This is a genomic window from Gilliamella sp. App2-1 (assembly GCF_001690255.1).
GTDB classification, from domain to species: Bacteria; Pseudomonadota; Gammaproteobacteria; order Enterobacterales; family Orbaceae; genus Gilliamella; species Gilliamella apicola_G.
The window spans coordinates 143,670-164,634 of record NZ_LZGR01000022.1 but is presented as its reverse complement, the minus strand read 5'-3'; the positions used below and the strand labels follow the sequence as shown (position 1 = coordinate 164,634).

Sequence of the window (20,965 nt, the reverse complement as noted above, 5' to 3'; positions counted from 1 at the left end):
GCGTGTTCGCTTGTCTAGCTAAAATTATATTTTTGTTAAATGATAGATTTATTATGTTTAAATAATAAAACAACTTCACTCTCCTCTTCCCCCCATTGAAATAACACGATGCAAAAGTAGAAAAATTCGCTATCATAAAATCTTGATCATATTTTTTATGCTAAGTATTTTTTGACATTTTTGTAGTCGAAGTGGATTTCGAGTATTATTGGTTTTGCTAAAAAATTTTAGATAATACTGTGTTTCAATATAAAACAAAAAATTATGATTTACGCTGTAAATCTTGTTCTGCCAAAGCCAAAAAAACAATACCAATAATAATACATAATCCACCAAGCATGCGTGTTAATGTAATTTGCTCATCAAAAACAATAATCGAAACTAACATCACCGTAACTACCTGTAAATGAGAAGCGGCAAAAGCAGGCCCTACTGGTGCTTTTTTTAATAATACCATCCAAGTGATAAATGCCCCTGTATAACCGAGCATGACTAAATAAACCCAACCATAAGTAAAAATACGAATTAACCAAGCTGTACTTACTTCAAATGGAATAGCCGATAACGCTGTTAATTTAAAGCTTGTTTGTCCAAACGTATCAAAAAATAATAGTAAGAAAAATCCAATAATGTAAAATTTTTTCATTATGTAAGCCCCACTAAAACTACGCCACTAGTAATAAAAAATATACCAATGACACGGAATAAAGTAAGATGCTCTTGAAATAAAATACGCCCAGCCAACATAACAGTGATAATATTAAATGATCCTAATAAAATGCCTTGCGACAAAGGTACTTCACTTAAAAATGCTAGCCAAAAAATAAAACCAATAAAGTATGCTCCAAATCCCAACCACAGCCAAAAATTACCAAATAATTTTTGCCAATAATGCAAACCAGACTTATTTTTAGAAGTAATCGCTGCATACTTAAATGCAACTTGTCCAACGGTATCGCAAATAATATTAATTAACCAAAGAACAACAATTAAGGTTGGCACTGCTGACAAAATCCGTGTATTTCAAGCACGCTATGTTTGATTAAAAAATCACTTTGCTGTGCTAACTGTTTAAATTGATATTCAATATCTTTTGAATGTTTTTCAATGATCTGCTGACATTTATCGCAAATAAATAAAATTGAAATATGCTGTGGATCTTGAAAATGTGGGCAAATAATATAACTATTAGAAGATTCAACTTTATGGATGAAACCTTGCTCAAGTAAAAATTCAAGCACACGATAAATTGTAGGTGGTTTGGCTTGTGGCTCACTTACTTTAAGTAGATCCAAAAGATCATATGCACTCATTGCTTTATTTGCAGTTAGCATAATATCTAAAACTGTACGACGTTGCGTTGTCAGTTTAATACCTCGCTTTTTACATAAAGTTTCAATCTTTTCAATTAGCAGATTATGCATTCGGTTTCCTTTGCCGTTAGCCATTATTTTTTTGTGCAGCTTTTCTTCGTCTTATTTCTTTAGGATCATTGATTAAAGGCCGATATATTTCAATACGATCGCCATTTTTAACCACTTCATTAAGATCACAACGTTTTCCATAAATACCAATTAGATGATCTTCTAATTTTATCTGGCATAACGATAAGATATTGGATTTTGTAATTGCTTGCAAGACATTCGTTTGCTCATCTACATCGCAATTAATTACCGTCGGGTTATTTGGTAACGCATAAACAACTTGTATATTTATCATTTATAAATCTGCCTTGCTCGTTTTGAAAACGCATTAACCATACTCGTCATCACCTCTTTAAACACCGGAGAAAAAGCAATATCTAATAACTTATTTTTAAACTCAAAGTCTAAACTAAAACTAATTTTACTTTTGCTCTCGCCGAGTGAACTAAATTGCCATCTTCCCGATAGGTGTTTAAATGGCCCTTCAAACAATTTCATCTCAATAGAATGTGGTTGATTAATTTGATTTACTGTAGTGAAAGATTTTTTAAAACCTAATTTCTCAACTTCAATAAACGCTGTGTACGTATTATCTTGTTTGCTAATAATGCCAGTTGCGATACAATCAGGAACAAATTCAGGATACCGAGCAATATCATTCACTAAGCAAAACATTTGCTCTACAGAATAAGGCTCGATAACTTCGTGAAAAACATGTGCCATAATAATAAAATAAAAAGTTAAAATTTGTGGCATATCATATCATGTAACTTTATAATAACGCACATTATGACTAAGAAAAAATCACATAAGCCAGGTTCGGCAACCATTGCATTAAATAAACGTGCGCGCCATGAGTACTTTATTGAAGAGGAAATTGAGGCGGGATTATCCCTACAAGGTTGGGAAGTAAAATCCCTACGTGCAGGAAAAGCCAACATTAGTGACAGTTATGTTTTACTTAAAGATGGCGAAGCATGGCTCTTTGGTGCAACTATCACACCACTTAATGTCGCATCAACACATGTTGTTTGTGAACCTATGCGCACACGTAAATTGTTATTAAATGAACGTGAATTAAATTCATTATTTGGTCAAATCAATCGCCAAGGTTATACCGTTGTAGCGCTTTCGCTATATTGGAAGAACGCATGGGCAAAAGTAAAAATTGGTGTGGCCAAAGGTAAAAAAGAGTACGATAAACGAACTGATATCAAAGAACGACAATGGCAAGTTGATAAAGCACGAATTATGAAAAATGCTAATCGATAGTTGTATAATGTTATGAAAAAATGTTCAATTATCTATGACGAATAATTTGTGGTTTGATAAAAAACGCATTATATTTTAACTCGTTGAAATTGAGCAAATCATTAATCACATTAACACAAGTATGAGCCATATTTTCAAAATCCTGCATAATTGCATCAATTGGGTAGTAGGAATAATCTAGATAGATATGATAATCATAAGAACATAAGCAGATATCTTGAGGTTTTACTTTAACTTCAACTAAATAACTTAGAACCTCTTGTAGCAAATTACCAGATGGTGTGAAAATAGCTTTAGGTAATCGCCCTAATTTCTCATGAACCCCTTTAAGTAACAGATAACCTTTATTTGGATGGTAGTTATCACTCACTAACCATTGTGGATTAACAGCTAAACCAACATTTTTAAGCCCTTGCTTAAATCCTTTAAGTCTAGCTTCAATCGAAGTTAACTGTGTGTCACAACCAATAAAATAAAATTCATCTAGTTGCCTAGCATACGGCTGAATCAACTCCGCGACGGAGTTTAATGATTCGCTGGCAATAAACGGTAACCGTGTATCTTTAAGGTAACGATCGAAAAATAATACAGGCGTATTTTGATTAATACTAATATAAAACTCATCGCTATCTAATGAAGTAGCAACAATCATTGCATCGACTTTTCGCTCAACTAAGTTCTGTGCCACTTTAATTTCTACGTCTTTATTATAATGACTACAAGTGATTAATAATTGTATGTTCTTTTTCCTGAATGAAGCTTCTAAATAGTGCAAAAACATGGAAAAAAAAGAGTTGGAAATGTCTGGCACTATCACACCTATCGTATCGGTACTATTTGCTTTAACTAGATATTGGCGAATATGGGCCTGTTCACTGTATTGCTCAGCAATGGATAATACACGTTGCCTCGTTTGTGGTGAAATACGATATTTTTTATCTCGTTTATTAAAAATATGGCTGACGGTCGTTGCCGACACGCCAGCTAAACGAGCAATATCATTGATTTTTAATTTATTACTCGCCATAGATATTACTATTTCCTTTTATATCAACGAGGAGTGCGTAGCTGTTTGTTAGGAAATGTTGGATTACAGTTAACCGATGGATTTTGATACCAATATGCAACACTGGCTATATCATCACAACGCTCATATAATCTTATATCATCATTACCTATTTGTTGAAAGGTAAGCTTGATATTTTTGTGAAATGCAATCGGATCAGGTAAATGCCAACGATATAAACCATGCATAGGCAATGCATCGTCGCCAAAACCGTGTACTGGATTCGCATCTCCAGTTTGAAAAAAATCGCGCGTTGCATCACGATTAGTCTGATAGGGGTAGCCCATAAATAACGTTTGAAAACATTTAGCTGATGGCCGACCATGGCTATCACGATTATGAAATGCCCATGCCCCACCAAAATAGTCTTCAGAGCCTGTTGAGTGTTGGGTTGGATATTCGCTATCATCATCCAGATAGAATTTAAATTCCCCTTCTCCCCACCAGTAACGTTCCAAGGCTGTTAATGCTAAGTAAGTACCAACATAGTAGCCATAACCTTCGATATTATCTAATAATACATAATCTTCGGCATAATTGGTTACTCTTTGTCTGCGCCATTGAGCATGAAAATAAAGCGGTGCATCAAATGGTTGTGGCATTAAGGCATAATTAATGGTGAAAAAGAAATGTTGTAAATCTGCTTCATGTTCATTTTGAATTTCAATTCTTGCTTTTTTATTAAAAGGCATTCTAAAGTAACTGTTAAATCCCCCTGTTGGATTGACCACAATGGGCATGGAGTTAATATCACATCTTGCGCCAAAACCATTACAGAAAAAATCACCGATTGGGCTTTCGACTGATGGTACTTTTTCATCATCCCAATAAATGCGGATAACAACATCACGTAACACAAAACTACCGCGATGTGTTCTATCTGTTAAGGTAAACCACATGTGACGAATTTCCGCAGGTCCTGTAATTTCAGCGATAGTGACTGTTTCACCTGCTGGTATTGTTATGCAACCTTGCCCTTTACGACTTGGTCCTAAAGCGCTCGCTTTCATGCAAGATTGACCTTTTTCACCCGTCATATTTTCAGGCGAAATGGTTCTGGTTTGTTCAAAGTGAAATTGTGTGACTGAATTATATATGTTCATTGTGAATCCTTACTAACATTTATTAAACGTAATTTTCTTTAACTATTTATTATTTGTATCTTCTTTTTTTATCACCGTTTAAGAAGAAAATAGCAAAAATCATAAATCCTAAAACAACTAACCCAAGATTATTAAATGTGGTTGCCGCACCGGCGGTATCGTAAAAATCACCAACAAGGGTGGAAAACAAAATAACACCGATAGAACCTGCCACCTGATAACCGATTAAAAAGACCGTTGCAGAAAGACGAGCATTAAAATTAATATCAATATATTTAAATACTGAGACTAAAATGGTAGAAATCTCCAAGCAGTGCATGAGTTTAATTATGGAAATAATCGCAATACTATTAACATGTCCAGTAAGGAAGATGCGAGAAGCTGAAATAAACGCAGCAAAAATTAACGCATTTTTTGCTCCCACACGATTGACAACAAATGGAACACAAAACATGACCACCGCTTCTAAAAAAACTTGAAACGAATTTAATATGCCATATAAGCGATAACCATCATTGATATCGTCAAACTGCTGAGTGAAATAAACAGGGAATAACTGTTGATCATAAATATTGTAAAGGCTATAAGTTCCAAGCACATAGATAACAAATATCCAAAATTTTTTCAGTGTAAAGACTGATATAATTTCATTAAAACTTAGCTTGTCCTTTTTTTGGAAGACAGTTTCTGCTGATTGACTTAAATCGGGTTTAAAATTGAGATTAAGTAGCATAAAACAGATACCTACACCCGATGCAGCCCAAAAATTTAGATGTGGATTAAGACTAATTAAAATACCGGCTATAAAAGTTCCTACTGCATAAGCAATGCACCCCCACGTGCGACATTGACCGAACTCGAAACCAAAAGCGCGGCTGATTTTTTCACAGTAAGAGTCAATTAACCCCATCCCTGCAACCCAACCAAAACCTAAAAAAAAACTACCAAAGATGACACCAATATAAAAACTATGCTTTAGTAGCGGTTCATAAACATAAATTAATGCAGGCGCGGCTAATGTGATAATAATACTTTGAAACCAGATAAGCTGTTTTTTCAGTACTAATTTATCTTGATAAACACCATACACAATCATAATGATGAGCGAAACAAAGTAATTAAATGAATAAATAATGCCAGTCTGTTTTGCTGTTAAGCCAATCTCCTTACTTAGCCATATGGCATAAAACGAAAAAACGAAACTACCTGCAGCGTAATACATAAAGCTGTAACAGGAAGCGAACCAATAAGTCGGCTTGTTATAAAATGCACTTATCATAATTTATCCTATAAAGAGTGAACCACTGCAATTGAGTATGCAGAGCTAAAAATTTAGCTTTAAAAGATTTATTGGATAAATGTGATCAATATCATAATTATTTTATTAACTTAGACAAAAACAGCTAAAATCAAAAATTTAAATATTAAAAATCAACAAATTAAATAATAATAACACGCTATTGTTATAAAAAAGGAATGCTTTAAATTGATGAAGATTTAATATGAACGAACAAAAATAAAAAAAACAAATAAAAAACAGAAAAATATTATCCCGACCACAATCAAACAAATAATTCCTTATCTCAATAAATTTTTTCTCTACTATCGATATAGCCATTTTAATGAAATGACCTATGCACTAGTAGTCTTTATCATCCTAATTAACAATATAAATAATTAAATATATTATTGAATAATTTATATAAAGAGGTTTTTTATGCCTAAAAAGAATAGTCGTGTTCGATTCCATATAGCAATACTTATGTTATTTGCTATTGTGATTAATTATTTAGATAGAACTGTAATGTCTGCAGCTGCACCTATTATTGCGATTGATTTAAATATTTCACCTGAAGCAATGGGATGGATCATGTCTGCATTTTTCTTAAGTTATGCGTGTTGTCAAATTCCTGCTGGATTCCTTGCAGATCGTTTTGGGCAAAGAAGAACGCTTGCAGTATCAGTAACTTGGTGGTCTTTAGCAACTGGCGCAACGGCATTAGCAACATCTCCTATCGGTTTCATTTTTGCTCGAGTGTTTATGGGTATTGGAGAAGCTGCCGCATATCCTTGCAATGGCGGAATTACAGCAAAATGGTTCCCTGATAAAGAAAGAGGACGCGTTACCGCACTATTTGATAGTGGTTCACGCTTCGGGACAGCTTTTACGATGCCTCTTGTTGTTTGGATTATTGCGGTCTGGGGATGGCATGCGACATTCTTTATTTGTGGTGCTTTAGGTCTTGTTTGGGTTGTTTGGTGGTTATGTATTTACCGAGATCCAGAACAACACCCAAGTATAAGTACAACAGAATTAAAATATATTCGTGAAGGTCAAATCAAAAAAGAAGGAATAGATACCATACAACCAATGAAATGGTATCAATTATTAAAATACCGCAATGTAGTTGCTATGTGTGTTGGATTTTTTATGCTTAATTATGCAGTCTATTTTTTCATTACTTGGTTCCCCACCTATTTAATGAAAGAACGTGGTTTAAGCTTAACTGAAATGGGCTTTTTGGCCATGTTACCGCCCTTATGTGGTATAATTGGACAATGGTTTGGTGGTTGGTTAACTGATTTTATTTACATAAAAACCAATAATATCAATCTTGCTAGAAAATTTAATTTGGTTGCAGGAATGTTAATTGCAACATCAATTACACTTGCCGGCTTAGTTGATTCTATAATCATAATGATGGCTTTACTTTGTATTTCATATATTGGGCTGGCCTTTGCTGGTTCAGCTATTTGGTGTCTACCTGGCGATATTGCACCAAGAAATATGACATCCGTTTTAGGTGGAATTCAAAATACGGTTTCAAATTGTGGTGGCATATTAGGACCCATTGTAACTGGGTATATTATTGGCGCAACAGGTTCATTTATGTATGCTCTCGTGGTTTCAGGTTGTGCTTGTGCTATAGGTGCATTCGTATATTTATTCGTATTGAAAGATATTAAACCAATTACAGAAATTCAATCTACTTTATAACTTAGCCTTTTTATTAGAAAATCCTATTAAAAATATTTGGTAGGATTTTCTTAAATTCTTATAATCACCATAACATTATCGAGAAACATAATATGGGCAGAAGTCAGACACTAAGGCAAAATACCATTAATCAATTTATTGATTGTATTAATAACAAAATATTATCTTTTCCATTACCTTCTATTTCAATTCTTGCTGATACTTTTAATGTGAGTAGAACAACTATTCGAGCAGTACTAGAGCATTTATGCAAAACAGAAATTCTCCTGTTTAACAATAATCAATACCATTTATTACGAGAACCAACAAATGAGGATAAAATAGCCTGTATTTTTGAAAAAAGATCGTTACAAGATAAAAAATTCGAAACCTATTTTTACCATTTAATAAATCATAAGAAGTTATTACCTGGTGATAATTTTAACGAAATTCAACTTGCAAAAGATACAAAAGTGAATCCCGTTGTAGTTCGTGAATTTTTATTACGTTTTTTACATTATGGACTGATTAATAACATAAAAAAAGGAGAATGGAAATTAGTTACATTTGCCAAAGATTATGCAGAAAAACTTTATGAATTTAGGAGTGTCTTAGAAATATTTGCGCTTAAAGCATTTATGGCTCAACCTGATAATCACATTAACTGGATAAAAGCACGAGAATTATTACAACACCATAAGAATTTTCAGAAAAATATACAAGATGAATATACACTTTTTTCAACGCTTGATCGTGATTTTCATCAGTTAATTCTGTCTTGTAATGATAATCCATTTTTCATGCAGTCTTTTGATTTAATTTCGGTTATCTTTCATTTTCATTATCAGTGGGACAACAGTAATTTAAAAGAACGTAATAATATTGCCGTATCGGAACATATTGCGATATTAACAGCAATTTTACAAAAAGATGAACAGGCTGCCATCGCAGCATTATGCCGACATCTAAATACAGCTAAAACATCAATGCAAGAGTCGATTGGTCGAACATTAACCATAAAAAACAGATAAAAAACAAAAAAATTTTATACTCAACACGAAAAAACAAAAAAAATGAATACGGTTTTTAATCCTCTTTTATAGTTCTCTTTATTTACTGCCTAACCACATAATTAAAGAGAACTATTATATGGCTAAACAATTAAATAGAACTAACTTTCCTGGTCGAAATTACCCTGAAAAGATTATCCAATTTGGTGAAGGTAATTTTTTAAGAGCATTTGTTGATTGGATTATTGATAATCTAAACACAAAAACAGACTTCAATAGTGGTGTAACAATTATAAGGCCTATTGATACCCATCAACCCTCAATTAATGAACAAGATGGAATTTATACAACTATTATTCGCGGTCTTAATGAACAAGGTGATGCTATTGCTATACCTCAAATTATCTACTCAGTTAATCGTGAAATCTTGATATATCAAAATTATCAATTATATTTAAAATGTGCTGAAAATCCTGATTTAGAATTTATTTTCTCAAATACAACTGAAGCAGGAATAGTATTTAATGATAAAGATAAAGCTACCGATGCACCACCAACAACTTTCCCAGCAAAATTAACCTGTTTTTTACATCATCGATTCGAATTTTTTAACGGGCAAAAAGATAAAGGTTTAATTATCATTCCATGTGAGCTCATTGATTATAACGGCGAAAAACTAAAAGAGTTGGTACTAGAATATGCAAAATTATGGCAACTTAGTGATAGCTTTATTATATGGATTAACGAAAGTAATACATTTTGCTCAACGTTGGTTGATCGTATAGTAACAGGCTACCCAAAAGATGAAGCTACACAGCTTGAACAACAACTAAGCTACCAAGACCGATTTTTAGATACAGCAGAATACTTCTATTTATTTGTTATTCAAGGACCCGATTGGTTAAAACAAAAATTAAGGCTTGATCAAGTAGATATTAATATTTTAGTGGTTGATGATATTAAACCTTACAAAGAAAGAAAAGTTGGAATCTTAAATGGTGCCCATACAGCAATGGTTCCCGTCGCTTACCTTGCTGGACTACGTACTGTCGGCCAATGTATGAATAATCCGCAAATTGAAAGTTTTGTTAAAAATCTCCTTAATCAAGAAGTAATTCCAACCCTATCTTTGGATAAAGAACAACTAAAACAATTTGCCGATGAGGTATTAAAACGTTTTAAAAATCCATTCATCAAACATGAATTAATGTCTATTTCATTAAATTCATTAACTAAATTTAAAACTCGCTTGCTACCACAGTTATTAACCTATAGTCAACGATTTAACCAACCACCAAAATATATTTCATTTTCATTAGCTGCACTTATTGCTTTTTATCGTGGAGAGTACCAAGGTCAAACGATTTCATTAACGGATGATGCTCATTTATTAGAAAAATTTAATGAATGGCAACCACTTTATCAAAATGACGTAAAAACATTAGTTACAAATGTCTTAAAAATGACTGAGCATTGGGGACAAGATCTAAATAATGTCAATGGATTAACCGATTTAGTCACGGAAAATCTAAAAAACATTTTATCACACGATATTAAAAATTATATTCCAAATAATTAAACATCAGGAGTCAATCAAATGTCTAAAATGAAATATATTGTTATTCCAGAACCAGGAAAAGTTGAAATCAATGAAATGGAAAAACCAACATTACAAAAGGGTGAAGCCATTTTAAAAGTGCTATATGGTGGGATTTGTGGTTCAGATATGGGAACGTATAAAGGTACTTTCCTTTATGCCAGCTATCCTCGCATTCCTGGCCATGAATTTTCGGCCGAAGTTGTAGAGGTTGGCGAAAATAATCATGGCATCAAAAAAGGCATGATTGTGACAGCAAATCCTTATTTTAACTGTGGTAAATGTTACTCTTGCCGTCGTGGATTTGTTAATTGTTGCACAAACAATCAAACTCTTGGAGCACAACGTGATGGTATTTTTAGAGAATATTATAGCATGCCAATTGAACGTATTTATGACGGTAAAGGGTTAGATGCATTAACGCTTTCAATGATTGAACCGTTTTGTATTAGCTATCATTCCGTTCAACGAACATCAGTAAAAGAAGGTGATAAAGTATTAGTTGTTGGCGCAGGACCTATCGGTTTATTTGCAGTTATGGCTGCCGTATTAAAAGGAGCTCAAGTATATGTAAGTGATATAATGCAATCACGATTAGATAAAGCATTATCATTAGGTGCAAAAGGTGTTATTCGAACAGATAAAGAAAACTTTGAAGAAAGAGTAAAAAATCTTACTCAAGGCGATGGATTTGATGTTTGCATTGAATGTGCAGGACTACCACAAACTTTTCAAAACTGCATTGATGCAGCAACGTACCGTGGGCGCATTGGTTTAGTCGGTGTCAGTAAGCAAACGTTAGATTTTGCTTTTACCCAAATTCAAACAAAAGAGTTAGATATTTTTGGTTCTCGTAATGCCCTCAAAAAAGATTTTATCGAATTAATTGATTTAGTCAGATCAGGAAAATGTGATGTCAAAAAAATCATTACCGATGTATACCCGTTATCTGATGCTGAAAATGCATTCCAAGAAATGCGAGATGCCCCACATGCTCGACTAAAATCAGTAATAAAAATCAGTTAAATCAATAACAATCTGCTAATTAATGCCTTTGCTAAAAGTAGCGAAAATGTGCATTTATAGGAATGGGTTTATGAAAAAAACTATTAAAATAAACGATAATGATAATGTAATTATTGCCTTAGAACCATTACATCAAGGCGATAAAATAATTAGCGAACCTGTAACTCAACATCAAATTACTGCATTACAAACTATCCCATCAGGTCATAAAATAGCAATAAAACCAATTGCACAAGGAGAAAATATTGTAAAATATGGCTTCCCAATTGGTCATGCAACACAAGCGATTCAAGTAGGCGAGCATGTTCATACTCATAATGTGAAAACTAATCTTGGCAAATTTCACGAATATCAATATCAACCTGTTACAGGACAAAATTCAACTCAATTTGGAGATAAAGAAGTTAATCTTTATCGAAGAAACAATAACGATGTTGGTATACGTAACGAGCTTTGGATCATTCCTACAGTTAGCTGTGTTAATGGTATTGCTGAACAAATTCGTAAACAATTTTTAACCGATATTTCTCAAGACCTTTTACAAAAACCCTCTAATTTTGATGGTGTTTATCTGCTCTCTCATCCTTATGGTTGTTCACAATTAGGCTCCGATCATCAAACAACAAAAACCATATTACAAGATATGGTTAAACATCCTAATGCAGGCGGAGTTTTAGTCATTGGCTTAGGTTGTGAAAATAATCAACTTAATACATTTAAGGAAAGTCTTGGAGAGTATGATGGCGAGCGAGTTCGCTTCATAGTTGCCCAGGAAGTTGAAAATGAAATTAAACAAGGTATCAATTATTTGCACGATATTTACCAAATCATGAAATCAGATCAGCGTCTACCGGGTAAACTAAGCGAACTTAAATTTGGACTTGAATGTGGAGGTTCTGATGGCTTATCTGGCATTACAGCTAACCCATTATTGGGCAAATTTTCTGATTATATAATTACTCATGGAGGAACAAGTGTACTAACCGAAGTTCCAGAAATGTTCGGGGCAGAAACGATTTTAATGTCTCATTGCATTAATGAACAAATATTTGACAAAACTGTAAATATGATTAATAACTTCAAACGGTATTTTATTTCATACAATCAACCTATTTACGAAAACCCCTCCCCTGGTAATAAAGCTGGAGGTATTACTACACTAGAAGATAAATCTTTAGGTTGTACACAAAAAGCGGGAAATAGTACCGTTATGGATGTATTAGATTATGGTGACAGACTCCAAAAAACAGGCTTAAATTTATTATCTTCTCCGGGCAATGATGCTGTTGCAACGGGAGCATTAGCCGCAGCAGGTTGTCATATGGTGCTATTTTCCACAGGACGAGGAACACCTTATGGTGGTGTCGTGCCAACAGTAAAAATTGCTACTAATTCAGCATTGGCACAAAAAAAGACACATTGGATAGATTTTGATGCGGGACAATTAGTAAATGGAATAACAATGGATAAGTTACTAGAACAATTTATTGATTTAATTGTACAAATAGTTAATGGTAAACAGACATGTAATGAAATCAACCATTTTAAAGATCTATCCATCTTTAAAAATGGCGTAACAGAATAACTTTCTTTATTATTAATGGTAACTTAAAGTTAATATTAATAATCATACTTAACCTGACAGCTACTGAATAAAAATAAAACAACCATCAGATTAAATTTAAGCTAATTTGATTTATTAAGGTGTTTTAATCAACTAACGTTGATCATCAATGGTCACACCTGATGGTGGCATAAACTGGAACTTTTCTAACGACACCTTGCCCAGTGTTTGGTGAGACAAGTTGTAAAAACTACGTTGGCCATCTTCTTCAATAATAGTAAAGTTAGAAATTATACCGGTAGGCAATACCGAAATAATAAAATCTTGATTAGAACCATCTGTTGGTTTTAACGTAAATGAATCTTGTTTTCGAGTCACATTATAAATATCCCAAATTGGATTATGGCTATTAGTAATTAATAGCATTAATCGGTTATCAATTGCTTTTTTTAAGTCCATCACGCTAACTTGTTGAACAGATGGCGTATACACCCAAATATTCTTTCCATCAGAAATAATTGATGTTTCATCTGGTTCGTTCATTGTCCAATTAAAATAATAAGGTCTGTTGACCCATAAATCACCTTTTCCTTCTTGCACCAGCTGATTGTCGACAGTTTTCACATCTTGAGAAAATCTTGCATAAAATCCTTCAATTTTATCTAGGCGTTGTTGCAATACTTCTTTATCGCTAGCCCATGTTGACGATGCACCAATCAATAATCCTAACAATAATAAAAATTTCTTCATGACGAGTCCTTATGTTTGTTTTCGGCTCTATAACTACATTTTAATCAGTTTAATTTAGATTAAAATCTTACTTTTTGCTTTACAAAGAAAGCTATTTTCTTTTTCACTTATTGATTAACAAGTATATAATATATTTCATATTGCAAAAACTGGATATAGTGTACCATGCCTAGTATGTCTTTTGAATTTACAACTGAAGAGTTTAAGCCTTTAGCGGCAAGAATGCGTCCACGTAATCTATCTGAATATATAGGTCAATCTCATTTATTAGGTAAAGATAAATCGCTACCCAAAGCTATCGAAGCAGGAAACTTACACTCAATGATCCTTTGGGGACCACCAGGCACAGGCAAAACCACTTTAGCCGAAATTATTGCCCACCATGCGAATGCTAAAGTTGAACGAATTTCGGCTGTAACATCAGGTATCAAAGATATTCGCGAAGCCATCGAGCGTGCAAAAATCAATCAGCAAGCAGGGGTACGCACTATTTTATTTGTTGATGAAGTTCATCGATTTAACAAAAGTCAACAAGATGCTTTTTTGCCTTATGTCGAAAATGGTACTGTCACGTTTATTGGTGCAACAACCGAAAATCCTTCATTTGAATTAAACTCTGCATTGTTATCTCGTGCCAGAGTTTATTTGCTCAAATCATTAACCAACTATGAAATTGAACAAATTTTACAGCAGGCGATGAACGATCCAAACCGTGGTTACGGTAATCGAGACATCATTCTATCTGAAGAAATAAAAAAACAAATTGCTGAATTTGTAGGAGGCGATGCAAGGCGAGCACTCAACACACTTGAACTATTAATTGAAATGTCAGACGGCCATGAACTTACACCAGATTTACTTAAAGAAGTGACGGGAGAACGCAGCGCTAGATTTGACAATCAAGGTGATCGTTTTTACGATTTAATTTCAGCGGTACATAAATCAATACGTGGTTCTGCAGCCGATGCTGCACTTTATTGGTATGCAAGGATTATCACTGCTGGTGGTGATCCACTCTATGTTGCACGTCGATTATTAGCCATTGCCTCAGAAGATATTGGCAATGCCGACCCGAGAGCCATGCAAGTAGCTCTTGCAGCATGGGACTGCTTTACACGAGTGGGGCCGGCTGAAGGTGAACGTGCAATTGCGCAAGCAATCATTTATCTTGCTTGCGCACCAAAAAGTAATGCTGTTTACCTTGCTTTTAAACAAGCAATGACTGATGCCAAATCTAAACCTGATTATGATGTTCCTGAGCATTTACGCAATGCACCAACAAGTTTAATGAAAAACTTAGGTTATGGCGCTGAATATCGTTACGCTCATGATGAACTCAACGCTTTCGCTGCCGGAGAAAATTACTTTCCACTAGAAATGGCTAATACAAAATATTACCACCCTACAACACGTGGTGCAGAAAAAAATTATGTTGATAAAATAGCATGGATAGAAGAACAAAACCGGACAAGCCCGATTCAACGCTATAAATCTAAAAGAAACAGTTGATTTTATAATGCATTTCTGTATGTAACCCAACCTATCATCAGTTAATTTTTTAAAACTTTCAACAAGTTAAACAAACTCAAAACAAATAACAACAGGAATCCTAGCTAAATAATTAATAGCTAATAACTATTATCTGAGCAATAATTAATTTAAGTATACTTTTACTTAAATAACATTTTTAATTTTATAAATTAGCTCCTTTAAATAAAAATTTAAGGTAAATGTGTAACGGGTAGTTTTAAGTAAAATCGAAAATAAGTAGTAGTAGAAAGTAGAAAGTAGAAAGTAGAAAGTAGAAAGTAGAAAGTAGAAAGAAGTATTATGAACAAAATCATAACGAAAAAAAACTTTAATAAAATTGTATCTGGGCTATATCCATTCCTGTTTTGCACTATGAGCCACGCCTATCTGACAGCCAAAACTGCTCAAGAAATTCAAGGTAATTTACCATCATTATCAACAGAAATTGAAAAAAATATAGAAGACTTAGAACTATTTGGGCTGACTGTTGATGGCAAAAACTATTATGGTAACGAGATAGACCAAATCTCCTTATCAGCAGCTTATCCATTTAAAAATAAAATCGCAATAGCTCCAATAAAACAACCTAATTTAGATCAATACATTGATATTGATGGTGATGAATTAGGATATCTTGCAATACAACCTCCCGCTAAAATAACATGGTATTATACGAATTCAAAAAATAAAATAGTGGAATTTATACCGACAGATTCCGATACCTTTTGCTCATTAGCAAAAGGAGGAAAATTTGGCCCATATAAAATAAAAATATCCGGTGATTTAATTTTAACTTCCAAGTATGGAATTCCGCTTACCAATCAATATCCGAATAATAGAATTACCAAACACCCATCTAAAACTTATACAATAAGTTCAGATTCAGGAATTTGTTACGCAAGACCAGAATTAGCTCCCCAAGAGGCTGCTGCAAGTATCGCAAATCAATGGGACCCAAATAATGGCTTTTTAGCTCAATCTACTGTTGACCCCACTAAAAATTTCCCGACAACCGCTTTTTATGGTGCTCAATTTGACCTTTTATTAGCCCAAAAAGGGTTAGCTAAAAATTATGATTGGATGCTCGTGAAAGGGCGTGAACTTGTCACTATTTCTAATACTGCCGATGTAGTTACCGTTAGATTTAATACCTCTCAAGCAATGAACACTAGCATGGCTTGGCAGTATATAATGGGATCAAGTGATGGATATACAGTTATCATTCAAGGTAGAAATAAAACCACAGGCAATATTATTCAATACCCATTCACAATTACCAAATGGTTCAGTGACTGGGATAAAACAGTCATTGGTCTACCTAAAGCCAGTAAAGGAGAGGTAGACGATATAGTTGCAGGATGTAACTCATTGCAAGGAAAATATCGTATAAGTCATGCAAATGAATTGAGTAATGCTCCATTTGGTCAGAGTGCTGGGACTGCAAAATTCACCCGAGAGATAGGCACATTATTAGGGGAATGGGGAGATCCTTCTCAAGAGGCTTACCCTAATTCTTGGGCTGCAAAAATCAAAGGTGATCACGACCAAGGTAAAGCTTATCAACGTATTTGGGTATGGGATACTGATGTCGAAGACTACTGCGACTACCATCCTTACAACGCTAAATATCACTGCCGAGGAGAAACTGAAGATAAAAATGCCGTCTGTACAGCTATTAAATAACAACCAATAATTAAGCGTCCTAAAGATCTACTTAATAACATGTGGATCTTTAGAGAAAAACAAACAAAAACAATGTAAACTTATTATATCTCCAAAAAAATACCATCCAAAGACAGATAATAATGATATTAATTGGTACCGTTGTAAGTATCGCCATCTTGTTTAAAATAAGTTTGTGAAAATAACACATTATCTTTCCATTTAGGCGATATACTGAATTTTCGAGAAATTATGTCAGCCTATTGCACTATTGCACTATTGCACTATTGCACTATTGCACTATTGCACTATTGCATGAAATATTGTATTAATAATATGGATATTAATATAAAAACATCACCATCAAATCAAAAATTTAATAAGCATCCTCGCTTCTTTAAGCAAATAAAAGCAAATTTTATATAGAAATAATACTTTTTGCTGTTTAATTAAAAATGATCAATAGGTATTACAAAATTTTTCCATAAAAATCTATCGAATTAAACTATTTGTTTATATATCCAAAATTGTCTATTCTATTCGGCGTTATATATATGTTTATGATTGAATAAAAAAAACTTTTTTGATTAAAATCAAAATTACTAATAAGGAAAATAAACAAACAATGACTAGTAATAAAAAATTTTTAAAAACAATGGTATATACAATATACTTATTACAATTTTCAACAATAAGCCATGCAGCTTTATCGACAAAAAGTACACTAACAATACAAGGAAATAAACCAAAACTTTCCGATACTATTGAAAATAATATTGAAGATTTTGAACTTTTTGGCTTAACCTTAGACGGGAAAAATTACTATGGCGACGAAGTGAGGAACATGCCTCTTCCCGTTAGCTATTCATTCCTAGATCGTATTCAAATAGCACCGTTAAAACAACCTGATGATAGTCAATATTTAGATATTGATGGTGATGAATTAGGCATTCTTAATACAAAAGAGCCTCCAAAAATTACGTGGTATTATACAAATCAATCAAATCAATTAGTCGAATTTACTCCGACCAAAAGTGATACTTTTTGTTCATTAGCAAAAAATAAAAAATTAGCCCCATATAAAGTAAAAATATCTGCTGATTTAATATTATCGTCAAAATATGGTGATCCGAAGTCTTATGAATATCCAAATGAAAACATTATCAAACAACCCTCTAAAACTTACACGATACTTTCTGAGTCTGGTTTTTGTTACGCAAGACCAGAACTAGCTCCAATAATGGTAGATCAAAGTTTCGCAAATCAATGGGATGCAACTAATGGCTTTTTAGTTCAATCTACTATTGACCCAACTAAAAACTTCCCAACAACCGGCTTTTATGGTGCTAAATTTGACCTTGTATTTGCTCAACCAGGAAGTGCCAATAATTATAATTGGACTCTAGTAAAAGGGAGTGAACTTGTCACTATTTCTAACAATGCTGATATAGTTACCGTCAAATTTAATACTCCACAAGCATTGAACAATCAAACGGCTTGGGAACACGTTATGAGATCTGATAACGGATATACAGTTATTATTCAAGGAATAAATAAAACCTCAGGCAATATTATTCAATACCCTTTCACCATTACAAAATGGTTTACTGGCTGGGATATAAGAACACAAGGGCAAGCTAAAGCAAGTAAAGGAGAGGTAGACGCTATAATTGCAGGATGTAACTCATTGAAAGGAAAATATCGTATAAGTCATGCAAATGAAGTAAGTAATGCACCTATGGGTAAAAAAGGTGATGCCTCATACACCCGAGAGATAGGCACATTATTAGGAGAATGGGGAGATCCTTCTCAAGAGGCTTATCCTAATTCTTGGGCTGCAAAAATTAAGGGTAATCACGATCAAGGTAAATCTTATCAACGTATTTGGGTATGGGATACTCATGTAAAAAATTACTGCGACTACCACCCTTACAACGCTAAATATCATTGCAAAAAAGAAACTCAAGAAAAAAATGGTATCTGTACGGCAATTAAATAAATACCATCAATTAAATTTTCTAAAAGATCTACTTAGTAATATGTAGATCTTTTTATTCATAATTTTATTAATATTTTAATTTTGAATCCTTATGTTAAAACCTGTCGATATTTCAATTAAAAAAGCTTGGCTTAAAAATGCATTATGATTATTTAACCAAATACATAAGAATAAACAGCCCGGAAAAATCGAGTTATACTACAACTAAGTATTTTTTATTATTATTTTGATATTAATCATTAGTTAACAAAAGTTTTAACCATCAATAAATTTTTTTTCATTGATTTTAACTATCATTAATACCCTGATTGAACGAATTAAACGATTTGTTTATAACCAATAAAACCTCTACCCTATATAAAGCTCAGTATAAAATTTACACTAAAAACCTTGATTGAAGTTGCAATGATTGTTTTTAAATAAAGATAATTAATAATGGAAAGAAGATAACAATGAATATAATTAGAGGACATTTTAAAACAATCATATATGCAATATGCTTACTACACCTTACAACTAGTAATGCAGTTTTATCGACAAAAACCGCACATATAGTTCAAGGAACTAAACCAAAATTTTCATCTGCAATCGAAGCAAATATTAGTGATTTTGAGCTTTTTGGCTTAACCGTTGATGATAAAAATTACTATGGCAATGAAATAAGTAATATGTCAATACCTATTAGCTACTCATTTAAAAATCGCATTAAAATAGCACCGTTAAAACAACCCAATCGTGACCAATATTTAGACACTGATGGCGATGAGCTAGCCATCCTTGATACAAAAGAAAATCCTCAATTGATTTGGTATTATACAAATGCATCGAATCAATTAGTCGAATTTACACCTAAAGATAACGACACTTTTTGCTCATTAACACAAAAAGGGCAATTAGGCCCATATAAAGTAAAAATATCGGCTGATCTAACATTATCCTCCAAGTATGGTATTCCCAATTCTAATGAATATCCTAATGAAGATATCATTACACACCCATCAAAAATTTATACCGTATTAGAAGACGCAGGAATTTGTTATGCAAAGCCTGAGTTAGCACCAACACAAGCTTCAGCAAGTACAAAAAATCAATGGAATATAAAGTATGGATTCTTAACTCAGTCTAACATTGATACTAATAAAAACTTTCCAACGACCGCTTTTTATGGTGCTCAATTTGACCTTTTATTAGCCAAAAATGGGCTTGCTAAAAATTATGATTGGCAGATCGTTAAAGGAAATGAACTTATCACTATTTCTAATAATGCCGATGTAGTCACCGTCAAGTTTAATACTGCACAAGCAGCGAATACCAAAACAGCTTGGCAGCATGTTATGGAGTCTAATAATGGGTATACCGTTATCATTCAAGGAAGAAATAAAGTCACAGGCCACACTATTCAATACCCATTCACCATTACCAAATGGTTTTCTGACTGGGATAAAAATTTTATTGGCCAATCAAAAGCCAATAGGGGTAGCGTACAAGAAGTTATTTTAGGTTGTGAAACACTAAATGGTAATTATCGTATAAGCCATGCAGATGAATTGAGTAATGCTCCATTTGGTCAGAGTGCCGGTACTGCAAAATTCACCCGAGAAATTGGTTCATTATTAGGTGAATGGGGAGATCCAAATCAAAAAGCCTATCCTAATTCTTGGGCGGCCGCCTCTAACCAAGCTTTGTCTTTTAAACGTATCTGGGTGTATGACACCGATGCAAAAGAATACTGTGATTTACACCCTTACAACGCTAGATATCACTGTCGCTCAGAGAGTGAACACAAAAATGGAGTCTGTATTGCTATAAAATAAATACCTTCAATTAAGCTATCTAAAAGATCTACCTAATAATAGGTAGATTTTCTACTTTCGTAATTTTATTTTTATTTCACTATATTTATCATTTTTAATGATAATTGTACTGCTTTTATATAAGCGAAAACAAATTTGATTTATTTCTTTTTAGAATATAATTAATTTATT

Annotated in this window: 19 protein-coding genes; 10 read left to right on the top strand and 9 right to left on the bottom strand. The window is 33.2% G+C overall.

Features of this window, described 5'->3' with window-relative positions; genetic code table 11:
• Window positions 1–262: 262 nt before the first annotated feature.
• The 5 genes from A9G22_RS03355 to A9G22_RS03335 are packed head-to-tail and all read right to left on the bottom strand — an operon-like array spanning window position 263 to window position 2,180.
• Window positions 263–646: a DMT family transporter gene (locus A9G22_RS03355; protein ID WP_065587557.1), complete on the bottom strand. Its 384-nt coding sequence runs from the start codon at window positions 644–646 to the stop codon at window positions 263–265.
• A complete protein-coding gene (locus A9G22_RS03350; RefSeq protein ID WP_141669960.1) occupies window positions 646–1,002 on the bottom strand; it encodes an EamA family transporter in 357 nt (118 codons plus the stop codon). The genes A9G22_RS03355 and A9G22_RS03350 overlap by 1 nt, the downstream gene beginning before the upstream one ends.
• Window positions 990–1,424, bottom strand: a complete 435-nt coding sequence (gene zur / locus A9G22_RS03345; protein WP_065587555.1) for a zinc uptake transcriptional repressor Zur — start codon at window positions 1,422–1,424, stop codon at window positions 990–992. Before zur ends, A9G22_RS03350 begins: the two co-directional genes overlap by 13 nt.
• Window positions 1,425–1,440: 16 nt before the next feature.
• Window positions 1,441–1,719: an RnfH family protein gene (locus A9G22_RS03340; RefSeq protein WP_065587554.1), complete on the bottom strand. Its 279-nt coding sequence runs from the start codon at window positions 1,717–1,719 to the stop codon at window positions 1,441–1,443.
• The gene (locus tag A9G22_RS03335) at window positions 1,716–2,180 is read right to left on the bottom strand and encodes a type II toxin-antitoxin system RatA family toxin (protein WP_081297033.1); all 465 of its coding nucleotides are present in this window, start codon (window positions 2,178–2,180) and stop codon (window positions 1,716–1,718) included. Before A9G22_RS03335 ends, A9G22_RS03340 begins: the two co-directional genes overlap by 4 nt.
• Before the next feature lie 33 nt (window positions 2,181–2,213).
• On the opposite strand from A9G22_RS03335, the gene smpB reads away from it, so the two are divergent.
• Window positions 2,214–2,696, top strand: coding sequence for an SsrA-binding protein SmpB (gene smpB / locus A9G22_RS03330; RefSeq protein WP_065581660.1), 483 nt, complete (start codon window positions 2,214–2,216; stop codon window positions 2,694–2,696).
• Between the two features lie 28 nt (window positions 2,697–2,724).
• On the opposite strand, the gene A9G22_RS03325 is transcribed toward smpB, so the two are convergent.
• Genes A9G22_RS03325 through A9G22_RS03315 form a run of 3 tightly spaced genes read right to left on the bottom strand, consistent with a single transcriptional unit; the run spans window position 2,725 to window position 6,144 of the window.
• Entirely contained in the window at window positions 2,725–3,723 is a 999-nt protein-coding gene (locus tag A9G22_RS03325; RefSeq protein ID WP_075508354.1) for a LacI family DNA-binding transcriptional regulator, read from the bottom strand.
• A gap of 23 nt (window positions 3,724–3,746) precedes the next feature.
• Window positions 3,747–4,865, bottom strand: a complete 1,119-nt coding sequence (locus tag A9G22_RS03320) for a glycoside hydrolase family 172 protein (RefSeq protein ID WP_075508353.1) — start codon at window positions 4,863–4,865, stop codon at window positions 3,747–3,749.
• 49 nt (window positions 4,866–4,914) lie between these two features.
• Window positions 4,915–6,144 (bottom strand): oligosaccharide MFS transporter, encoded by a 1,230-nt coding sequence (locus A9G22_RS03315; protein WP_065587551.1) that lies wholly within the window; start codon window positions 6,142–6,144, stop codon window positions 4,915–4,917.
• Window positions 6,145–6,582: 438 nt separating this feature from the next.
• Here A9G22_RS03315 and A9G22_RS03310 point away from each other — a divergent pair, with 438 nt between their 5' ends.
• The 5 genes from A9G22_RS03310 to A9G22_RS03290 all read left to right on the top strand — a co-directional run bounded on the left by A9G22_RS03310 (window position 6,583) and on the right by A9G22_RS03290 (window position 13,060).
• On the top strand, window positions 6,583–7,863 hold the full coding sequence (locus tag A9G22_RS03310) for an MFS transporter (protein WP_075508352.1): 1,281 nt from the start codon (window positions 6,583–6,585) through the stop codon (window positions 7,861–7,863).
• Between the two features lie 92 nt (window positions 7,864–7,955).
• Complete coding sequence (locus tag A9G22_RS03305) at window positions 7,956–8,873, top strand: GntR family transcriptional regulator (protein WP_065587549.1); 918 nt, start codon at window positions 7,956–7,958, stop codon at window positions 8,871–8,873.
• A 118-nt stretch (window positions 8,874–8,991) separates the two neighbouring features.
• Window positions 8,992–10,431 carry a tagaturonate reductase gene (locus A9G22_RS03300; protein ID WP_065587548.1) on the top strand — a complete coding sequence of 480 codons (1,440 nt, stop codon included), beginning with the start codon at window positions 8,992–8,994 and terminating at the stop codon, window positions 10,429–10,431.
• A 27-nt stretch (window positions 10,432–10,458) separates the two neighbouring features.
• Entirely contained in the window at window positions 10,459–11,475 is a 1,017-nt protein-coding gene (locus A9G22_RS03295) for a zinc-binding alcohol dehydrogenase family protein (RefSeq protein ID WP_075508372.1), read from the top strand.
• 70 nt (window positions 11,476–11,545) lie between these two features.
• Window positions 11,546–13,060, top strand: coding sequence for a UxaA family hydrolase (locus tag A9G22_RS03290; RefSeq protein WP_075508351.1), 1,515 nt, complete (start codon window positions 11,546–11,548; stop codon window positions 13,058–13,060).
• A 132-nt stretch (window positions 13,061–13,192) separates the two neighbouring features.
• On the opposite strand, the gene lolA is transcribed toward A9G22_RS03290, so the two are convergent.
• Window positions 13,193–13,789 (bottom strand): outer membrane lipoprotein chaperone LolA, encoded by a 597-nt coding sequence (gene lolA / locus A9G22_RS03285; RefSeq protein WP_065587546.1) that lies wholly within the window; start codon window positions 13,787–13,789, stop codon window positions 13,193–13,195.
• Between the two features lie 174 nt (window positions 13,790–13,963).
• On the opposite strand from lolA, the gene A9G22_RS03280 reads away from it, so the two are divergent.
• The 4 genes from A9G22_RS03280 (at window position 13,964) to A9G22_RS03265 (ending at window position 20,794) form a co-directional block, all read left to right on the top strand.
• Window positions 13,964–15,298 (top strand): replication-associated recombination protein A, encoded by a 1,335-nt coding sequence (locus A9G22_RS03280; RefSeq protein WP_442899734.1) that lies wholly within the window; start codon window positions 13,964–13,966, stop codon window positions 15,296–15,298.
• 321 nt (window positions 15,299–15,619) lie between these two features.
• Window positions 15,620–17,002 carry a hypothetical protein gene (locus tag A9G22_RS03275; protein ID WP_065587544.1) on the top strand — a complete coding sequence of 461 codons (1,383 nt, stop codon included), beginning with the start codon at window positions 15,620–15,622 and terminating at the stop codon, window positions 17,000–17,002.
• A gap of 604 nt (window positions 17,003–17,606) precedes the next feature.
• Window positions 17,607–18,980 carry a hypothetical protein gene (locus A9G22_RS03270; protein ID WP_065587543.1) on the top strand — a complete coding sequence of 458 codons (1,374 nt, stop codon included), beginning with the start codon at window positions 17,607–17,609 and terminating at the stop codon, window positions 18,978–18,980.
• Window positions 18,981–19,432: 452 nt separating this feature from the next.
• Window positions 19,433–20,794, top strand: coding sequence for a hypothetical protein (locus tag A9G22_RS03265; RefSeq protein ID WP_075508349.1), 1,362 nt, complete (start codon window positions 19,433–19,435; stop codon window positions 20,792–20,794).
• Window positions 20,795–20,965 lie beyond the last annotated feature (171 nt).